The following is a 15937-nucleotide window of genomic DNA, read 5'->3' as shown; positions in this document are numbered from 1 at the left end:
CGTTTTTCTATCTCTCTTTATTAAGCCCTAATCTCTCAGTAAGTAAACGATGGTAGTAAATCGCGATAATTAACAAAATACCACCTACGCAGTAACCAGCTAAAATATCAGTTGGGTAATGTACATTTAAAATGACTCTACTTAATCCAATCGATAGAATTACTATACCCATCAAAATCGTTGTGACACATTTCCCAGCTACGCTTTTCAAATTAGCAGCAATGATATAAGTAAGAAATCCAAATGTCATAATCGATAACATTGCATGTCCACTAGGAAAACTATACCCAAGTGCATCTAGCGCTTCATTTAATGACGGACGTTCTCTCTTTACAATCTCTTTTATCCCTTTATTCACAAGATGTGTTATTAAAATTCCCATTGGATATACAATCATCGCAGCATAATAACGCTTCTTCCAAAAAACAAGCAAACTTATAACGAGCGTAGCGACTATCCCAATTGCTGATCCCAATTTTGTAAAGTACGAGAAAAATGTAAGCGAACTTTCCGTTTGTAGCCCTCTTACTAATCCACGGACATATGTATCCATCACTGTAACGCCACCTGCATGTACGCGCCAAGCAACAATACCAAATACAGCAAATAACAAACCGATACACATTACCTCATACTGATGTAACTTCTTCTTCAAACGATTTCCTCCTACTATGAAAAAATGCGATTTCTACTTTAGAAACCGCATTTCCTTGCTTATTTACCTTTTGTTTTTAGCTCTGTCCAGTAACGATCATAGTCTTTTAACTTATCGTCTACATCAACAAGCCATTCTGTACGATCTAACTCTTCTTTCGTTAAGAAAATCATGTGATTATCACGGTATTCTTTACTATGAAGAGGATGAGCTTTTTCATTTGGATTACTGTAACCAATTGACTCGTAGTTTTTCACACTTACTTTTTCATCTAGTAAGTAGTTCATAAATTTCTCAGCAAGCTCTTTATGTTTTGCACCTTTTGGAATTGCTAACGTATCAGCCCAAATTGTGCCGCCTTCTTTTGGTACAACATATTCTACATCTTTATTATCTTTTGCGATAAATGCTGCATCTCCAGACCAAACTGTTCCGATCCAAGCATCTTCTGTAATGAATTTTTGTTTAATGTTATCTGTATCAAATGCTAATAAGTTTGGAAGCAGCTTCTTTAAATCATCTGCTGCTGTCTTTAATTGTGCATCGTCTTTCGTACTGTTTGAGAACCCGTGCTTCTTAAGACCCACTCCTAATACTTCACGAGAATCGTTCAGTAACGTTACATGTCCTTTATATTTCTCATTCCATAAGTCCGCCCAGCTTGTAGGTGCTTCTTTCACATACTTTTTATTGTATGCAATCCCTGTTACACCCCAAGTGTACACTAAAGAATATTTATTCTCTGGATCAAACGCAGGTGTTTTAAAATTAGAAACCATATTTTCGATATTCGGGATATTCTTTTTATCTAACGGCGCTAATAAGTCCATTTTCGCCATTGTTTTAACCATGTAATCCGACGGCTGAATTAAGTCATACTTTGCGCCACCAGCTTGTAATTTCGCAAGCATTTCTTCATTACTTGCGTACTTGTCATAGTTAATTTTCACATTATACTTCTTTTCAAAATCTTTTAGCACTTGCTCATCAAAATTGTCAGCCCAACTATAAATATTTAATTCTTCTTTCTTTTCACCACAACCAGCAAGCACACCAGCAACAAGGCTAAAGCTAATTGCTGCGCCAGCTATTCTTTTCATTAATTTCATCGGTTTATTACCCCCTTGTACTTTCTATATCGTTCGTATTATAAAGGAAGGTGTCCTCCAGAGTTTTCTTCACCATCTGCACCTTTGTTCCGGAAGATTTCAGATAGAACCATTAATCCTACGATAGCAACAATTAAAATTGTAGAAAGAGCATTAATTTCTGGTGATACTCCGCGCTTAACCATACTGTAAATGTATAGTGGCAATGTTGTTGATCCTGGTCCTGATACGAAGAAACTAATTACAAAATCATCAATTGATAATGTGAATGTTAATAATGCTGCCGAAATAACTCCCGGTGCAATTGCTGGGAACGTTACATAACGAAACGTTTGCCAAGGTGTTGCTCCTAGATCATTTGCAGCTTCTTCTAAGTCACGTCCCATACTTGAAAGACGCGCAGCTAAAATAACAACAACAAACGAAATACTAAATGTAATATGTGCAATAATAATCGTTGTTTGTCCAAGTTCCATTCCTAACTGACTGAAAAGAATTAGTAAAGATAATCCCATTAAAATATCAGGAATTAAAATTGGTAAATATACAAGGCCATTAATAGCCCCTTCGAAACGATATTTATAACGATGTAAAGCAATTGCAAAGAATACACCAAGTACCGTTGTCACAATCGTTGTTATAACTGCAATCGTAATACTATTTACAAATGCATCAATAACATCTTGTTTTTGAAATAAATCTGTATACCAATGGAATGTAAAACCTTCCCACTCCGCATTAATGCGAGAGTCGTTGAAAGAATAGACCATTAAAACCATCATTGGAAAATACAAGAATAACAAAATTAACCAAGAATAAGAAACTAAAAACTTCTTCATCTTTGCCTATTCCCCTCCGTTCTCATTATATTTATATACTTTCGTTGCACGATAATATAAGTAAATTAACAGAACAGAGAATAGAACAACGATAATCGATAACGCAGATCCAAACGGCCAGTCACGTGCACCTAAGAATTGATTTTGAATAACGTTTCCGATTAATGCTACTTTCGATCCGCCCATCACGTCTGATACAACAAACATTCCGATAGAAGAAACGAATACTAAAATAGAACCAGTCGCAATTCCTGACATCGTCATCGGCACTGTTATATTCCAAAATGCCTTTATTGGTGTTGCTCCTAAATCATAAGCCGCTTCTAGCTTACGCTTATCCAGCTGCTCAATTGCTGCATACACTGGTAAAATCATAAATGGTAATAAAGAATAGACCATTCCGAGTATTACAGAAGGAGTATTATATAATAAATTTAACGGTTCACTAATAATGCCAAGCTTTAATAACAACGTATTCACAAGACCTTGTGAACGTAAAATAACAATCCATGCGTATGAACGAACAAGAAAGTTAATCCAAAACGGGATCGTTGCCAATAATAAAAGAATAGAGCGGTATTTGCGGTCAACAATTGTAATTGTATACGCAAACGGATAACCAATTAATAAACATATTACTGTTGTAATAACTGCGATCTTAACAGTTTCCCATAACGTTCCTAAGTACAATGGATCAAATACACGGGATATATTCTCCAGCGTAAATTGCATTTCTACTGTCCCGTAAGCTCCGCGCTGCATGAAGGCGAATCCTAATACGAATACGAGCGGGATTAGGAAGAAAATTAACAGCCACGCGACTGTAGGTAGTGCGAGTAATTTCCCTTTTTTCAATTTAAGGTCACCTCGTCCTCTTGCTCCCAGCCTACATATACATTATCTCCAATGCTCCACTGCGCTGCCTCTTCAGCAGTTTGATATGCCATTAGTAATTCTGATGTTTTCTCATCACGTACATAAAGCTTCTCCATATTTCCGACAAACTCAATATCTTCAATATGTCCAAGATGGTATTCTTTTAAAATTGGTTCTTCAACCGAACGTACTTTTACATTTTCAGGGCGAATTGCTACATAGCCTTCCCCGTTCTTCACAATATTATTTTCACCGATGAATGTCGCAACGAACAATGTTTTCGGCTTATTATAAATTTCTTTCGGCGTTCCGATTTGTTCGATATGTCCTTTATTCATAACGACAATACGATCGCTCATGCTCATTGCTTCTTCTTGATCGTGCGTTACGTATATGAACGTAATTCCTAAATTACGTTGTAAGTTTTTCAATTCACGTTGCAAGTCTTTTCGTAACTTAAAGTCAAGCGCTCCAAGTGGCTCATCTAATAGTAATACACGCGGATTATTTACAATCGCTCTTGCAATTGCAACACGCTGCTGTTGTCCACCAGAAAGCTTCGCAGGTTTACGATTACGGAACTCAAGTAACTGCGTTAAACGCATTGCCTCTTCAGCACGCTCTTTCTGCTCTGCTGCTGATACTTTCTGCATTTTCATACCAAAACAAATATTCTTCTCTACTGTCATATGTGGGAATAGTGCGTAATGTTGGAACACTAGGTTCATATGACGCTTATATGGCGGCAAATCGTTAATTCTTTCATCATCTAATAAAAGATTCCCTTTAGTTGGAGTTTCAAATCCTGCGATCATACGAAGTAAAGTCGTTTTCCCGCAGCCACTCGGCCCTAAAATTGTTAAAAACTCTCCCTCTTTAATATCTAAAGAAAGAGGTGGGATAATCACTTGATTTCCAAAATGTTTTTCAACTGCTTCAACTTTAATAATCTTTTTCATTTTCCCGTCCTATCTACCTTAAATTTTAAATTTTTATATTCATGAATAAATATTTATGTTCTATAGACTATTTTTTTGTTTCGATCCAAACAAAAATGGTTATTTAACAAGCGTTCGTTTCTATTCTTTATGTAGTATGTTTGATTCATTTTCGCATGATACATAACGTCGAACAGAAAAACCCCTTCCATTGCGAAGGGGCTATTATCATACGGCTACGCCTACTGATAAACACCATCATCATTTTAACAACTTTCGTATGAATTTTAAAGCACTTTTTGTAGAAGAGTAACGAATTTTCATGTCGAATGCTGTAGATTGGGCTAAAATGCTTTTATAATGTGAAAAAGTCCGAAAACTTTCTTTCCCATGATAACCCCCTAATCCACTACTTCCAACACCCCCAAAAGGTAAATATGGCGTGGCAAGATGATAGACAACATCATTAATACAGCCTCCACCATATGAAATATTACTCGTCACTTTCTTTTGTACTTCTTTATCTTCAGAAAATACATATAACGCTAACGGCTTCGGATGTTGCTGGATTGTGCCAATTACATCTTCTATGTTGTCGTACTCTATGATTGGTAAAATCGGACCAAAAATTTCATCTTCCATAACAGTATCTTTCCATGTAATATCCGCTAGTACTGTCGGTTCAATATGTAATGTATCTTTCTTATAGTTTCCACCAATTACGACTTGACCATCTTGTAAAAATCCACATAATCGTTCGAAATGGCGCTCACTTACAATACGCACATAATTTTCATTTTGCAAAGGTTCTTTACTATACTGCTCTATAATTTCATGTCGCAGTGCCTCAATTAGCTTTTCTTTCACGGAAGAATGCACATACATATAATCAGGCGCTACACACGTCTGCCCCGCATTTAAAAACTTACCCCAAACAATTCTTCTTGCTGTCATCTCTATCTTTGCATCTTTATGTACAATACAAGGACTTTTCCCGCCAAGTTCTAAAGTGAGCGGCGTCAACTGCTTCGCTGCTGCTTCCATTACAACTTTTCCAACGCCAACACTACCAGTAAAGAAAATATAATCAAACGGTTCCCTCAGCAAAGATGTACTCTCTTCAACGCCACCTTCTACTACCGCTACAAGCTCTTCTGGGAATAATTCATCTAACATTCTCTTAAGCACTTTTGAAACGCTTGGTGTTAACTCTGACGGCTTTAAAACGATTGTATTTCCAGCTGCCAGTGCTCCTACAAGTGGTGCAATTGCTAATTGAAAAGGATAGTTCCACGGTGCAATAATAAGCGTCACACCATACGGTTCTGGCACTACTTTTCCTTTTGATCCCAAATGAGTAAGTGCTGTTCGAACTCGTTTCGGTTTACTCCACGATGAAATATGTTTCAATTGAAAGGAAATTTCTTTTAATACATATCCAACTTCCGTTGTAAACGACTCGTGAACTGACTTATTTAAATCTAATTTCAATGCCTGAAATATTTCTTCTTCAAAATGCTGAATGCCTTCATAAAGCTTCTTCAAATTATTCTTTCGCATTTCGATGCTTCTCGTATGCCCTTTTAAAAAATATTCCTTTTGCCTACTTACAATAGAGGAAATACTCATTCACTCACCTTCTCCCACTATTTTTATCCAATTCTTTCATTATTTATATAGACTTCATATATAACAAATTTCTATTCTTAAGGTTACATTATATATGACTTTTTCAGCTATATAAAATTCATTGCTCACAAAAAAACTACCGAAAGAAAATCTCTCGGTAGTTTTACAGTATTAACGATATAAACGAACAGCACCTGCAGAATTATCATCAGCTTGTCCTACTACTTCAAACTTCAGACCAAGCTTCGGTAAAATACGTCCTGCATCTGGAATCTGTTGATTAATATACGTTTTAGAATCATCAAACTTCGGTACACCTGCTAAACCATCATACGTATACGTTCCACGCGTTGGAGATACAACTTTCCAAGCTGGCGTTTTATCGAATGAGAACGCCGCATCTGCGATTTGGAATCGCGTACTACTTTCCACTGTCGGTTTACCATTTAAAGTTCCTACAATTGCTTCTGGATGAGAATCAACTACACCTAGGAAACCGTGTCCTGGATGTACACCTACCCAGTTATCTGTGTAAGCTGAATCTGCATACCATACAACCATACCAGCGTTATATACTGGACCACGTGCAAATTTTAACGCGTTATCTGAACCAGCATAGTTTCTCCACTCAACATAGTAGTTATGGCTTTTCTTCTCTGTTCCGTTAGAAACAGCAAAACCATCTAATTTGAATTGTGGCGTACCTTCTGCGTCATCAGAGAATACTACTTTATCATCTACTGTTAATGAAGCATTATCAAGTAAGAAACCATTTAATGCTAAACCACCATCAGTAATGTAATCAAATGTTAATTTTACTTTCTTACCTTTGAACTGGCTTAAATCATATGATTTGTCAATCCATTTTCCATTTGTCGAATCTGCATTTCCACTATTTGCTTTCTCACCAAGTCTTTCAATTAACGTTTGTTGACCATCTTCCGTTACAGCGTGTACTTCAAGGAAATCATACTCTGCTTCAATTTCATATAATGATTTGAAGTCAAATTTTGCAGTCGTTGCATTTGTTAAATCGAACAGTGGTGTTTCCATCTTCGTATGAAGATCATCACCTTTTGTGCTGTAGTAATACTGTTTTCCGAATGCCGGCTCAATTGTTTTTATATCTTTGTCTGGTAAGTTAACACGAATCATACCTGGACGGTTAGATTTCGTAACACTTTGGTCTAAATATGTTGCTAGGCCGATACCTTTATTTAATTTCTCGTAATCTACTTCTACGATATTTGCCCAGTTACCACCGATTGTTTTTTGGAAAAACTCTTTATTTTGTGGTGATAAGCTCGTTGGTGTTGTACCTGCAATTTTACCAGCCCAGCTTCCGCCACTCATGATAGACCAAGCTTGAATTGGCTCACCAGCACCGCTATATTGTGTATCATACTCATCTGGTAAACCTAAATCATGACCATATTCATGCGCGAATACACCAACTGCTCCATCTTCTGGTTCAATTGTGTAGTCGAACGCTGCCATCTTTCCACCCCAATATGGAACTTTCGCTTGTGTACCTTCAATTGCGAATGGTTTTGGTCCAACTGTCCAGCGATGTGACCAAATTGCATCATCACCTAATTTACCACCACCTGCTTCTTGTCCAACACCTGCATGAATAATCATTAAGTGATCAATTAAACCATCCGGTTGATTTTTATTTCCATCACCATTTACATCATATTGATCAAATTGATCAAACTCTGATAGATCAAGACCGCTATCTACAGCTGCTTTTAATGCATCTTTTACTAAATCACGTGGGCCTTTTGGTCCTTTATTATCATGACCGCCGCTAGCAGCATCTGCACCGTAATCAGCAGCTTTACCAGGAACTGTTAACCATTTTGTAACTGTTCCGTCCACTGTGTAACTACCACCAGATTGCTCTTCGTAATATTGTTTAAACGTTTCAATTTTACTTCCATCATCTAATGTAAACGGCTCGTTGCCGAATAACATTTTTTCATAATGTTCTTTATTAAAATCGTTAGAATACATATATCCAGGCTCTTTGTCGATATTATTATGTTTAAAGTCAGCGTACTCTACAAGTAAAACGAGTACTTTATCTTTACGTACATCACCGTTATAGTCTTTTTGTTTCGCTGGAGAAGTTGGTACTTTACCATTTAGACCGCCTTTAACTGGGCCTGTCGCTGCAGGTGTTCCTGTTGCAGGGTTATCTAATTTTTCTTTCGTGTCTGCTTTCGCATCTTTCACTTTCTTTAAAAAATCAGATGCTTCTTTCGTAAGTTGATCCCCATTTGGTACTTCTTTCCCAGGATTTTCACCCTTTTTGTTCTCTACATACTTTTCGACAGCTTTCTTTGTTTCTTTCTCTGAAGCTGACGAATCAATTACCCCACGTTTTTTTAGCGCATCTGCTAAACGTTCTTCCGGAATTAAGTGATCATCAACTGGGCTCGTAGCTGTTTTATTCGCAGGCGTTTCAGCATATGCAGATTGAGTGCCAGCTCCGAATGAAAGGCCTAATACAGCTGTTAAAGCGATTGATGACAAAACTTTGAACGGTTTCTTGTTCATCCCTTATTTCCTCCCCTAATAAATAATATGTATTACAAATTGAATTTTATTAAAAATTCAATATTTTTTCAATATTTAGTCATATTATGTAATATTTTTAATATATTTGTAAAAATTTCATAGTTAGCATACGAATATATCACAATTCAACAATGTTTTCTGAAAATATTGAAAGTTTTTATCGAACAATTTATAATTTCCATAGAGGGAGTTTAATGGGGATTTTATCTTTGTTTCATCTACACAATATTTGATAATTCACTATATAAAACACAAAATCCGATTGCATTATCATGTATTCTGTAGCAGCAATTATGACCGATAATTAGGGAGGAATTACATTTGTACAAAGATAAGACAGACGCACTGGATCAAGAATGGATTGATTTAATACTTGAAGCTCTAGATGCCGGTATCGCCATGCAAGACATCGAGCAATTTTTCCAACGTATGAAGCCATCCAGTCAGGCTCAATAGGTTTGTTCTTTTTAACGAAGTTTATGTTATAATAATGACATCATAAGACAACTACATATTGATAGAAAGGTGCGCAAATATGATTGGAGAACGTATAAAACGCCTTCGTTTACAAAAAGGGATTTCATTAACTGAACTTGCCGAAAAAGCTGGCGTTGCTAAATCTTACATTAGTTCTATAGAACGAAATTTACAAAAAAACCCTTCCATTCAGTTTCTTGAAAAGATCGCAGCAGTTCTACAAATTCCAGTTGATACTTTACTTCATGATGAAACAACAAAGGAAACTAACCTAGACTCCGAATGGACACAACTCGTTAAAGATGCAATGAACTCTGGTGTCTCCAAAGAACAATTTCGTGAATTTCTTGAATTTACAAAGTGGAAGCAAAATAATAAATAGAAAGAAGTGCTTACAAGTAGCACTTCTTTTTCTTTATAAAAAAAGCGGGGGATACCCGCTTTTTTATTATTTTTCTTCCCCAGCTTCTTGGTTAGCATTGAATGTCCATTCTAAATTCAATGTATCACCTTGGAAGATATTTTGATCTTTTCCATTATCTACAAATTCAAATTGTACCCATAGATAATCCTCTGTACCAGCTGCTAATCCACCCTTTTCTCCCCACTCAGGAGCAAAGATGTCTTTAGCTAAAAGATCTGGATCAACTTTTTGTAAGTCTGCTAAAGTTGTTTCGTATACAGGCTCACTTTGTTTATCCCAGTTCCAAAGGAATTTTACTTTAACGTGCTTACCAAAGTCTTCACCAGCATTATCACCTTTTGCATCTTTAACAGTATACTTTGTTGCTAATTTAACATCTTTAATAGTTAACGAACCGCTGTTTTGTAATAAGAACTCTTTCTTAACAGAATCCCCTGGTTTTAAATCTTTAATATCTACAAGCGTCTTAGGGTTTAATGTAAGGTCTAACGTCCCAGCTGCAAATGTATTGTTTGATACTTCTTTATCGCTAAAGAATGCAAATGTTCCTCCACCAATTAAAGCTAACCCCAATGCTGCTGATGCAACTCCCATACCTAATTTCTTTTTCAGACTCACAATCAATTCCCCCTAGCTTTTTTTTATATTTTTATCACTTATTTTTCAATAAGAGATGTAAAGAAAACTATATTAGCTTAGCTAATATGTGTTCTTTTTTAAAAACCTTATGTTCATTATAACGAACAACCCTATATAAACACAACACATATTTATTAATATTTTCAGTTATTTTTATTTCTCAATATTATTTAGACTTTTCAGAAAAAAATGATGATAATTTATAACTTTTTTCACACTCAAATCATTTAATACTATAAGAAAAAAGAAAAACAAAGAGGTGAGGGCTAACGTTCCCTCACACTCGTATAAATATTACTAGTCTTGCTTATTCGTTCACTCTCTCTTACACCACATTCTTGTTTTCTAGCTGTTTCACTAAAGCAGTTCCTCCGCTTTCTTTTGCTCTTCTACTTTTTTCTGTTCTTCTACTTTTTTCTGTTCTTCTACTTTTTTCTGTTCTTCTACTTTCTTCTGTTCTTCTACTTTCTTCTGTTCTTCTACTTTCTTCTGTTCTTCGGCTTTCTTTTGTTCTTCTACTTTCTTTTGTTCTTCGGCTTTCTTTTGTTCTTCTACTTTCTTTTGTTCTTCGGCTTTCTTTTGTTCTTCTACTTTCTTTTGTCCTTCCGCTTCAATTGCAACGTTTAATTGTTGCTGAAGAGCCTGAATTTGCTCATCAATAGCTTTCAAGCTAATTTCTTTCTCAATATAGTCACGCTTCTCTTTGATACTGCGAAAGCCTTCATTTACATATATGGACACTTGCTGCATCGACTCATCTTTATTTACCTTTAATTCTTCTTGTATTTGATTGTAAGGAGCTTCTATTTCAGTATATACATTTTGCAGAGCTTCCTTCTCAGCAACAATTTTCTCACGCCCTTGTTGCCATACAGAAATCGCCTGTTTTATTTCTTCAATAGAAGTTGCTTTCAATTTCCCCTTCATCGTTCCATACTCACGCTCAATAAACTGTTTATGTTTCTCAGATTGCTCTTTTAACGTATTAACTGTTTTCGGAAATATAATTGCTGTAGAAAGCGTCGCTTCTACTTTCGTTTCATGAATGAACGCCGCTTCTGTATGCGTCATAATTTGAGATCCTAAATAAAACGTAATAGAACACATACACGGCAATATAAGCATCTTTTTAAAATTACGCGGTCTTTTCAGCATCTTAATCTCTCCCATCGAACATTACGTTCTTTATACAGAACATTATCTATATTATAGTAAAGAACTATTAAAATTGATAGACAAATACTAGAAAAATAGAAAAAGGGCTATCCATGTGATAGCCCTTTTTATTATTATCTTTCTTCACCTGCTGTTTGTTGTGCATCAAACGTCCAATTTAATTGTAACTTATCGCCTTGGAATTGATTTTGATCTTTTCCATTATCAACGAACTCAAATTTCACTTTGAATTTATCAGATTTACCTGCTGAAATACCTTTTTCATCCCAGAACCAAGCCGATAAATCATTATCTACAGCTGTAAGTGTGTCACCTTTTAATTTATCTAAAGTAGTTTGTTTCACAATTGTCTCATGCTTATCTACATTTTTTAAGAATGTTACTTTAATATGTTTACCAAAATCATCTTTATTATCTTTCTTTACATCTTCTACATTATAATCTGTTTTCAGTAGAACCTTTTTAATATCTAAAGAACCTTTATTTTCTAGTTTAAATTCTTTTTCAATTGTATCCCCAGGTTTTAAATTCGATACGTTAACAACTGTTGATGGATTTAATGCTAAATCCAGTGTTCCAGCCGCAAATGTATTGTTTGACACTTCTTTATCACTGAAAAATGCAAATGTTCCTCCACCAACTAAAGCTGCTCCTAATACTGCTGATGTAATACCCATTCCTAATTTTTTCTTTAAAGTCATGTCCATATCCCCTTAATATATATTTGTTAACTTCCTAAACGGAAAGTATAACCAAACGAACTAGACGGATTGTTCTACTTTTTTATCTTTCTTTTCTCCGTCAATGCTACGAATAGCACCAAAAATAGAAATAGCGGAATAACCAAGCAAAAAGACTCCTGGAATAATAAGAAGCAATGCTGCTCCCGCTTTTGAATTCGCATAATTCAGTAAATAACCAACATACGGAACTGTAATATCTGCATACTTTCCAACTACATTTTCTGCAAGTACTGGCTCTAAATCTGGTCCATTGTTGTTATCCCCTTTTGTTTCATACATTACTTTTCCATTTGTATCTTTCACACCGATAATACGGTGAGTGATAATTTTTTGATCTTTCTCTTTAAAGGTAATAACATCACCTTTTTGATATTTAGAACCATCTTTGTTTGGTTCTATTGCAATGATTGATCCTGTTAAAAACGTCGGCTCCATTGATCCTGAAAGAACGCTCTTAAATTGATATCCCATCACTGTCGGATCACCACCGCTTGCTTTTGAAGAAATAACTACAAAAGCTAAAAAAACCATCAATGCAAATAAAACAAATGAGATCGCGTTGCTAATTATCTTCCATATTAATTTCATCGTCTCTCTCCCTCTCCGTTGTTTTATATTATTTGAAGTATGCAATATCCACTTTGTTCTTTAACAAGAACACAAGTAAATGATATAACGAACTTTAAGTTATTGCAATAAGAAAATTTACAATTATTAGTTATTTAAGATATATAAAAAAGACTGTGCCAAAATTTTACACAGTCTTTTTATTAGTAATTTATTTACCTTCTGATTTCATTCCTTTTGTATTTCGGCGCAACACTACATATAAAATTGCTCCAAATAATATAATCGCACCTATCCCAACACTTATTACTTTCACATTTGAGTCTTTTACTTCAGGCATAGTTGTATCTTTTTTAGGCATCGTAAAAGTGACATCTTCTGTTGAAAGAACATTTACCGTCGCAATTGTTTGATTATTTTTCGTAATATCAACTGCACCAACTACCTCACCACGATGTATTCCTTTATGATATAAAGATTCTTTATCTAATGAAGCCGCCCGGAAAATAGTTTTCACATTTTTCCCTTCATCTTTCTTAAGCATAAGCTCCGCACTTTGTTCCAACTCAGAATTAACATCTTTATTTAAATATGTTGTTTTTTGATGCCAATTATGTTTATCAAGCACCATTTGCTTCGTAAATTGACCGAAAGAATATTCCGCCATCTGCTTCAAATCTTCATAAATTTCAGGTCTTTGAGAAGCCATTACTACGCTTATAATACGATTTCCATCTTTCTCATTTAATAAAACAAGTGTATTACGTGCTTCATTCGTAAACCCTGTCTTACCGCCAATGCTATATGGATTTTCAAAAAAATTAGATTTATTAAAAATAGACACCGTCTGCCTAGACGTCGTAACTGTCGTTCTTTTCGTATTCATCGCTTGTAAAATTTCAGGATACTTTTGCACACCCTTCGTAATCATAGCCATATCATACGGCGTCGTATAATGGTTCGGATCATGCAATCCATTCGGTGTTACAAAGTGGCTATCTTTCGCTCCTAATTGCTTCGCTTTCTCATTCATCATATTAGCGAAATTCTCAACACTCCCGCCAATCCGCTCCGCAATCGCATACGACACATCATTCGCACTCAGCACCATTAAAATCATAAGCGCAGTATTTCTATTAATTGTCTCTCCAGGTTGAAACTCAATTTGATAATTACTCTTCTCTTGATCTAATGCTAATTGTGAAAATGTAAATTGATCCTCTGGCTTTGTATGCTCCATGAGTAAAATCGCTGTTAACACCTTCGTCGTACTAGCAGGATATGCTCGGTGATATGCGTTTTTATCATACAAAACATCTCCTGTTTTCGCATCAATTGTCGTTGCAAACTGACTAAAAACATTCGGTCCTTCCGCAGGTGGTGGTGCAACTTGTTCTGGATTTACTCCAATATTCGTCTCAGCACGCAATGTTATGGGCGTCAAAAAAAACGAACAAATAACTGTAATAAAAACCAAAATTTTCTTAAAATTTACCATATGACTCTCCCTTTTCCATTTACTCCTTAACAAAATAATAAATCTACCAATCATATGTAATTTGTATTATATTGGAAGAAATTTCACTATTTTTTACTATATCATACTTTTACGATAAAGAACATAAATATACAATAAAAATAAGAAGGAATTACTCTTTCTTATCCTTCTCATCAATCAACGAATCTATTAACTTTTGACTAGCTTCCTCGGGCGTAATCTCATCTGTTATTCCCATAAACGACCAACCTTTAGAATCGACCCACTCAACAAACTCTTGTAAAAATTCATCATGTGTAACATCCACATCAAGAATCGATCCATTAATCGAAATCGTTCTATTTTTAGACACGCGCATCTTGAACGTTTTTCTTACCATTACAACTTTTCTCCCTCTACTTCTGAATATTTATAAAGTGAAACTTTCATCAACCCTCACGAATCGGACTTTTACGGGCATTCCGACCCGAACCTAACTTCTTTACTTTTGCTGAATTTCGAGGTAAGGGATCTTACTGCCCGCAAATAGCGAGATAAAATAATCATGTATCTCTGTTATACATGATTTTCAGTAAATTGTAAAAAGGATATATTGGCCAATTTAAATAGCAAAAATGAAAATCTCTTACCTACGTAAACGTAATACGACATACAATCGCTCATAAATTATTAAATAAATCCATAAAAATATACACTTTAAAACATAATTGAGTAAGCCATTCTAGTCTTTTGGAAGATATTATCTAAAATAGTATACTAAACGGATAAAGGATATTTGAATAAAGAAACTGAGGCCCTCTATTTAGCTGGATTCTTAAGTTGTAGACTTAAAGACTGATGCCTGAATTCATATTTAATTTCTATTTCTGTACATCATATCGTAAGAAAGAAGGTAGTACTGTGAAAACAACAGAAAATTTTACTGACAGGGCCGATATATATGCAAAATATCGCCCTAGTTATCCTAATGAATATATTGATTACTTGCTTTCAGCTAACCAACTGAAAGGGAATCGGATTGTGGCTGATATTGGTTCAGGTACGGGGATATTTAGCCACCAGCTGCTTGAAAGTGGTTTACATGTTATTGGAGTTGAGCCAAATGATGATATGAGAAAGATGGCTGAGCAATCATTAAAACTATATTCTCGTTTTCAATCCATAAAAGCAACTGCTGAAAATACCACTTTAAAAGAAAATAGTGTAGATTTAGTAACTGTTGCCCAAGCATTTCATTGGTTTGATAAAGAGGCTTTCAAAATCGAATGCCAACGAATTTTAAAACAAAAAGCAAATGTTGCACTTGTTTGGAATAGTAGAGATTTAACTAGTCCACTTATTAAAGAGAATGCAGAAATTTGCCAGAAAACCTGTCCAAACTTTAAAGGCTTTAGCGGTGGAATAGATGAAACTCCAGAAGTATTTAACAACTTTTTTAAAGATGGAAAGTATGATTTTAAAGAATATCAAAATGATTTACTTTTTGATTATGAAGGGTTTTTGGGAAGGAATTTATCAGCATCTTATGCTCCGAAAGAAAATGACGAACAGTATAAAAACTTTATTTTTCTCCTATCAGAGCTATTCGAAAAATACAGTAAAGATGGAAAAATTATTCTCCCGAATTTAACACGAAGCTATCTAGGCAATGTATAAACAGCCTGATACAAAGAGACATTGAACGGAATTAAAACAAGCTTAACCCCTCCCTGAATGTAGAACGAGGTTAGGCTTGTTTTGCATTTTACCACATCAAATTCAAATGACTTTCGTACAATAAAGTA

Annotated in this window: 16 protein-coding genes; 3 read left to right on the top strand and 13 right to left on the bottom strand. The window is 35.1% G+C overall.

What is annotated here, in order from left to right; translation table 11 throughout:
* Window positions 1–7: 7 nt before the first annotated feature.
* The 7 genes from ACTFRU_RS09735 to inhA1 all read right to left on the bottom strand — a co-directional run bounded on the left by ACTFRU_RS09735 (window position 8) and on the right by inhA1 (window position 8608).
* Entirely contained in the window at window positions 8–655 is a 648-nt protein-coding gene (locus tag ACTFRU_RS09735; protein ID WP_000727792.1) for a phosphatase PAP2 family protein, read from the bottom strand.
* A 59-nt stretch (window positions 656–714) separates the two neighbouring features.
* Entirely contained in the window at window positions 715–1764 is a 1050-nt protein-coding gene (potD, locus tag ACTFRU_RS09730) for a spermidine/putrescine ABC transporter substrate-binding protein PotD (RefSeq protein WP_000772485.1), read from the bottom strand.
* Window positions 1765–1802: 38 nt separating this feature from the next.
* Window positions 1803–2603 carry a spermidine/putrescine ABC transporter permease PotC gene (potC, locus tag ACTFRU_RS09725; protein WP_000714192.1) on the bottom strand — a complete coding sequence of 267 codons (801 nt, stop codon included), beginning with the start codon at window positions 2601–2603 and terminating at the stop codon, window positions 1803–1805.
* 6 nt (window positions 2604–2609) lie between these two features.
* Window positions 2610–3458: a spermidine/putrescine ABC transporter permease PotB gene (potB, locus tag ACTFRU_RS09720; RefSeq protein WP_000715500.1), complete on the bottom strand. Its 849-nt coding sequence runs from the start codon at window positions 3456–3458 to the stop codon at window positions 2610–2612.
* Complete coding sequence (gene potA, locus ACTFRU_RS09715) at window positions 3455–4438, bottom strand: spermidine/putrescine ABC transporter ATP-binding protein PotA (protein ID WP_000720333.1); 984 nt, start codon at window positions 4436–4438, stop codon at window positions 3455–3457. Before potA ends, potB begins: the two co-directional genes overlap by 4 nt.
* A 240-nt stretch (window positions 4439–4678) precedes the next feature.
* A complete protein-coding gene (locus ACTFRU_RS09710; RefSeq protein ID WP_000028370.1) occupies window positions 4679–6046 on the bottom strand; it encodes an aldehyde dehydrogenase in 1368 nt (455 codons plus the stop codon).
* A 171-nt stretch (window positions 6047–6217) separates the two neighbouring features.
* Window positions 6218–8608: a M6 family metalloprotease immune inhibitor InhA1 gene (inhA1, locus tag ACTFRU_RS09705; protein ID WP_001035936.1), complete on the bottom strand. Its 2391-nt coding sequence runs from the start codon at window positions 8606–8608 to the stop codon at window positions 6218–6220.
* Between the two features lie 342 nt (window positions 8609–8950).
* Here inhA1 and ACTFRU_RS09700 point away from each other — a divergent pair, with 342 nt between their 5' ends.
* The gene (locus ACTFRU_RS09700) at window positions 8951–9085 is read left to right on the top strand and encodes an anti-repressor SinI family protein (protein WP_000276219.1); all 135 of its coding nucleotides are present in this window, start codon (window positions 8951–8953) and stop codon (window positions 9083–9085) included.
* Window positions 9086–9164: 79 nt separating this feature from the next.
* Window positions 9165–9488, top strand: a complete 324-nt coding sequence (locus tag ACTFRU_RS09695) for a helix-turn-helix domain-containing protein (protein ID WP_000578884.1) — start codon at window positions 9165–9167, stop codon at window positions 9486–9488.
* A gap of 66 nt (window positions 9489–9554) precedes the next feature.
* On the opposite strand, the gene calY is transcribed toward ACTFRU_RS09695, so the two are convergent.
* The 6 genes from calY to ACTFRU_RS09665 all read right to left on the bottom strand — a co-directional run bounded on the left by calY (window position 9555) and on the right by ACTFRU_RS09665 (window position 14532).
* Window positions 9555–10148, bottom strand: coding sequence for a biofilm matrix protein CalY (gene calY / locus ACTFRU_RS09690; RefSeq protein ID WP_000053714.1), 594 nt, complete (start codon window positions 10146–10148; stop codon window positions 9555–9557).
* Window positions 10149–10526: 378 nt separating this feature from the next.
* Window positions 10527–11324 (bottom strand): DUF4047 domain-containing protein, encoded by a 798-nt coding sequence (locus tag ACTFRU_RS09685; RefSeq protein WP_440037622.1) that lies wholly within the window; start codon window positions 11322–11324, stop codon window positions 10527–10529.
* Window positions 11325–11458: 134 nt separating this feature from the next.
* On the bottom strand, window positions 11459–12046 hold the full coding sequence (locus ACTFRU_RS09680; RefSeq protein WP_000172852.1) for a CalY family protein: 588 nt from the start codon (window positions 12044–12046) through the stop codon (window positions 11459–11461).
* A gap of 60 nt (window positions 12047–12106) precedes the next feature.
* Complete coding sequence (sipW, locus tag ACTFRU_RS09675; RefSeq protein WP_000767792.1) at window positions 12107–12676, bottom strand: signal peptidase I SipW; 570 nt, start codon at window positions 12674–12676, stop codon at window positions 12107–12109.
* 190 nt (window positions 12677–12866) lie between these two features.
* Entirely contained in the window at window positions 12867–14153 is a 1287-nt protein-coding gene (locus ACTFRU_RS09670) for a D-alanyl-D-alanine carboxypeptidase family protein (protein ID WP_000247031.1), read from the bottom strand.
* Between the two features lie 151 nt (window positions 14154–14304).
* Window positions 14305–14532: a hypothetical protein gene (locus ACTFRU_RS09665; RefSeq protein ID WP_000251856.1), complete on the bottom strand. Its 228-nt coding sequence runs from the start codon at window positions 14530–14532 to the stop codon at window positions 14305–14307.
* Window positions 14533–15053: 521 nt separating this feature from the next.
* Here ACTFRU_RS09665 and ACTFRU_RS09660 point away from each other — a divergent pair.
* On the top strand, window positions 15054–15809 hold the full coding sequence (locus ACTFRU_RS09660; protein ID WP_000858661.1) for a class I SAM-dependent methyltransferase: 756 nt from the start codon (window positions 15054–15056) through the stop codon (window positions 15807–15809).
* Window positions 15810–15937 lie beyond the last annotated feature (128 nt).

This window comes from Bacillus cereus group sp. MYBK220-1 (genome assembly GCF_051916445.1).
Lineage (GTDB): Bacteria > Bacillota > Bacilli > Bacillales > Bacillaceae_G > Bacillus_A > Bacillus_A cereus.
Note: the sequence above shows the minus strand (reverse complement) of the source record. Positions and strands in the feature narration are given on the sequence as shown.

Excerpts from the sequence above, each read along its gene's own strand:
- potD (WP_000772485.1), bottom strand. The coding sequence starts at position 1,764 with ATGAAATTAATGAAAAGAATAGCTGGCGCAGCAATTAGCTTTAGCCTT.
- potC (WP_000714192.1), bottom strand. The coding sequence starts at position 2,603 with ATGAAGAAGTTTTTAGTTTCTTATTCTTGGTTAATTTTGTTATTCTTG.
- potA (WP_000720333.1), bottom strand. The coding sequence starts at position 4,438 with ATGAAAAAGATTATTAAAGTTGAAGCAGTTGAAAAACATTTTGGAAAT.
- ACTFRU_RS09710 (WP_000028370.1), bottom strand. The coding sequence starts at position 6,046 with ATGAGTATTTCCTCTATTGTAAGTAGGCAAAAGGAATATTTTTTAAAA.
- inhA1 (WP_001035936.1), bottom strand. The coding sequence starts at position 8,608 with ATGAACAAGAAACCGTTCAAAGTTTTGTCATCAATCGCTTTAACAGCT.
- ACTFRU_RS09695 (WP_000578884.1), top strand. The coding sequence starts at position 9,165 with ATGATTGGAGAACGTATAAAACGCCTTCGTTTACAAAAAGGGATTTCA.
- ACTFRU_RS09685 (WP_440037622.1), bottom strand. The coding sequence starts at position 11,324 with ATGCTGAAAAGACCGCGTAATTTTAAAAAGATGCTTATATTGCCGTGT.
- ACTFRU_RS09680 (WP_000172852.1), bottom strand. The coding sequence starts at position 12,046 with ATGACTTTAAAGAAAAAATTAGGAATGGGTATTACATCAGCAGTATTA.
- sipW (WP_000767792.1), bottom strand. The coding sequence starts at position 12,676 with ATGAAATTAATATGGAAGATAATTAGCAACGCGATCTCATTTGTTTTA.
- ACTFRU_RS09670 (WP_000247031.1), bottom strand. The coding sequence starts at position 14,153 with ATGGTAAATTTTAAGAAAATTTTGGTTTTTATTACAGTTATTTGTTCG.
- ACTFRU_RS09665 (WP_000251856.1), bottom strand. The coding sequence starts at position 14,532 with ATGGTAAGAAAAACGTTCAAGATGCGCGTGTCTAAAAATAGAACGATT.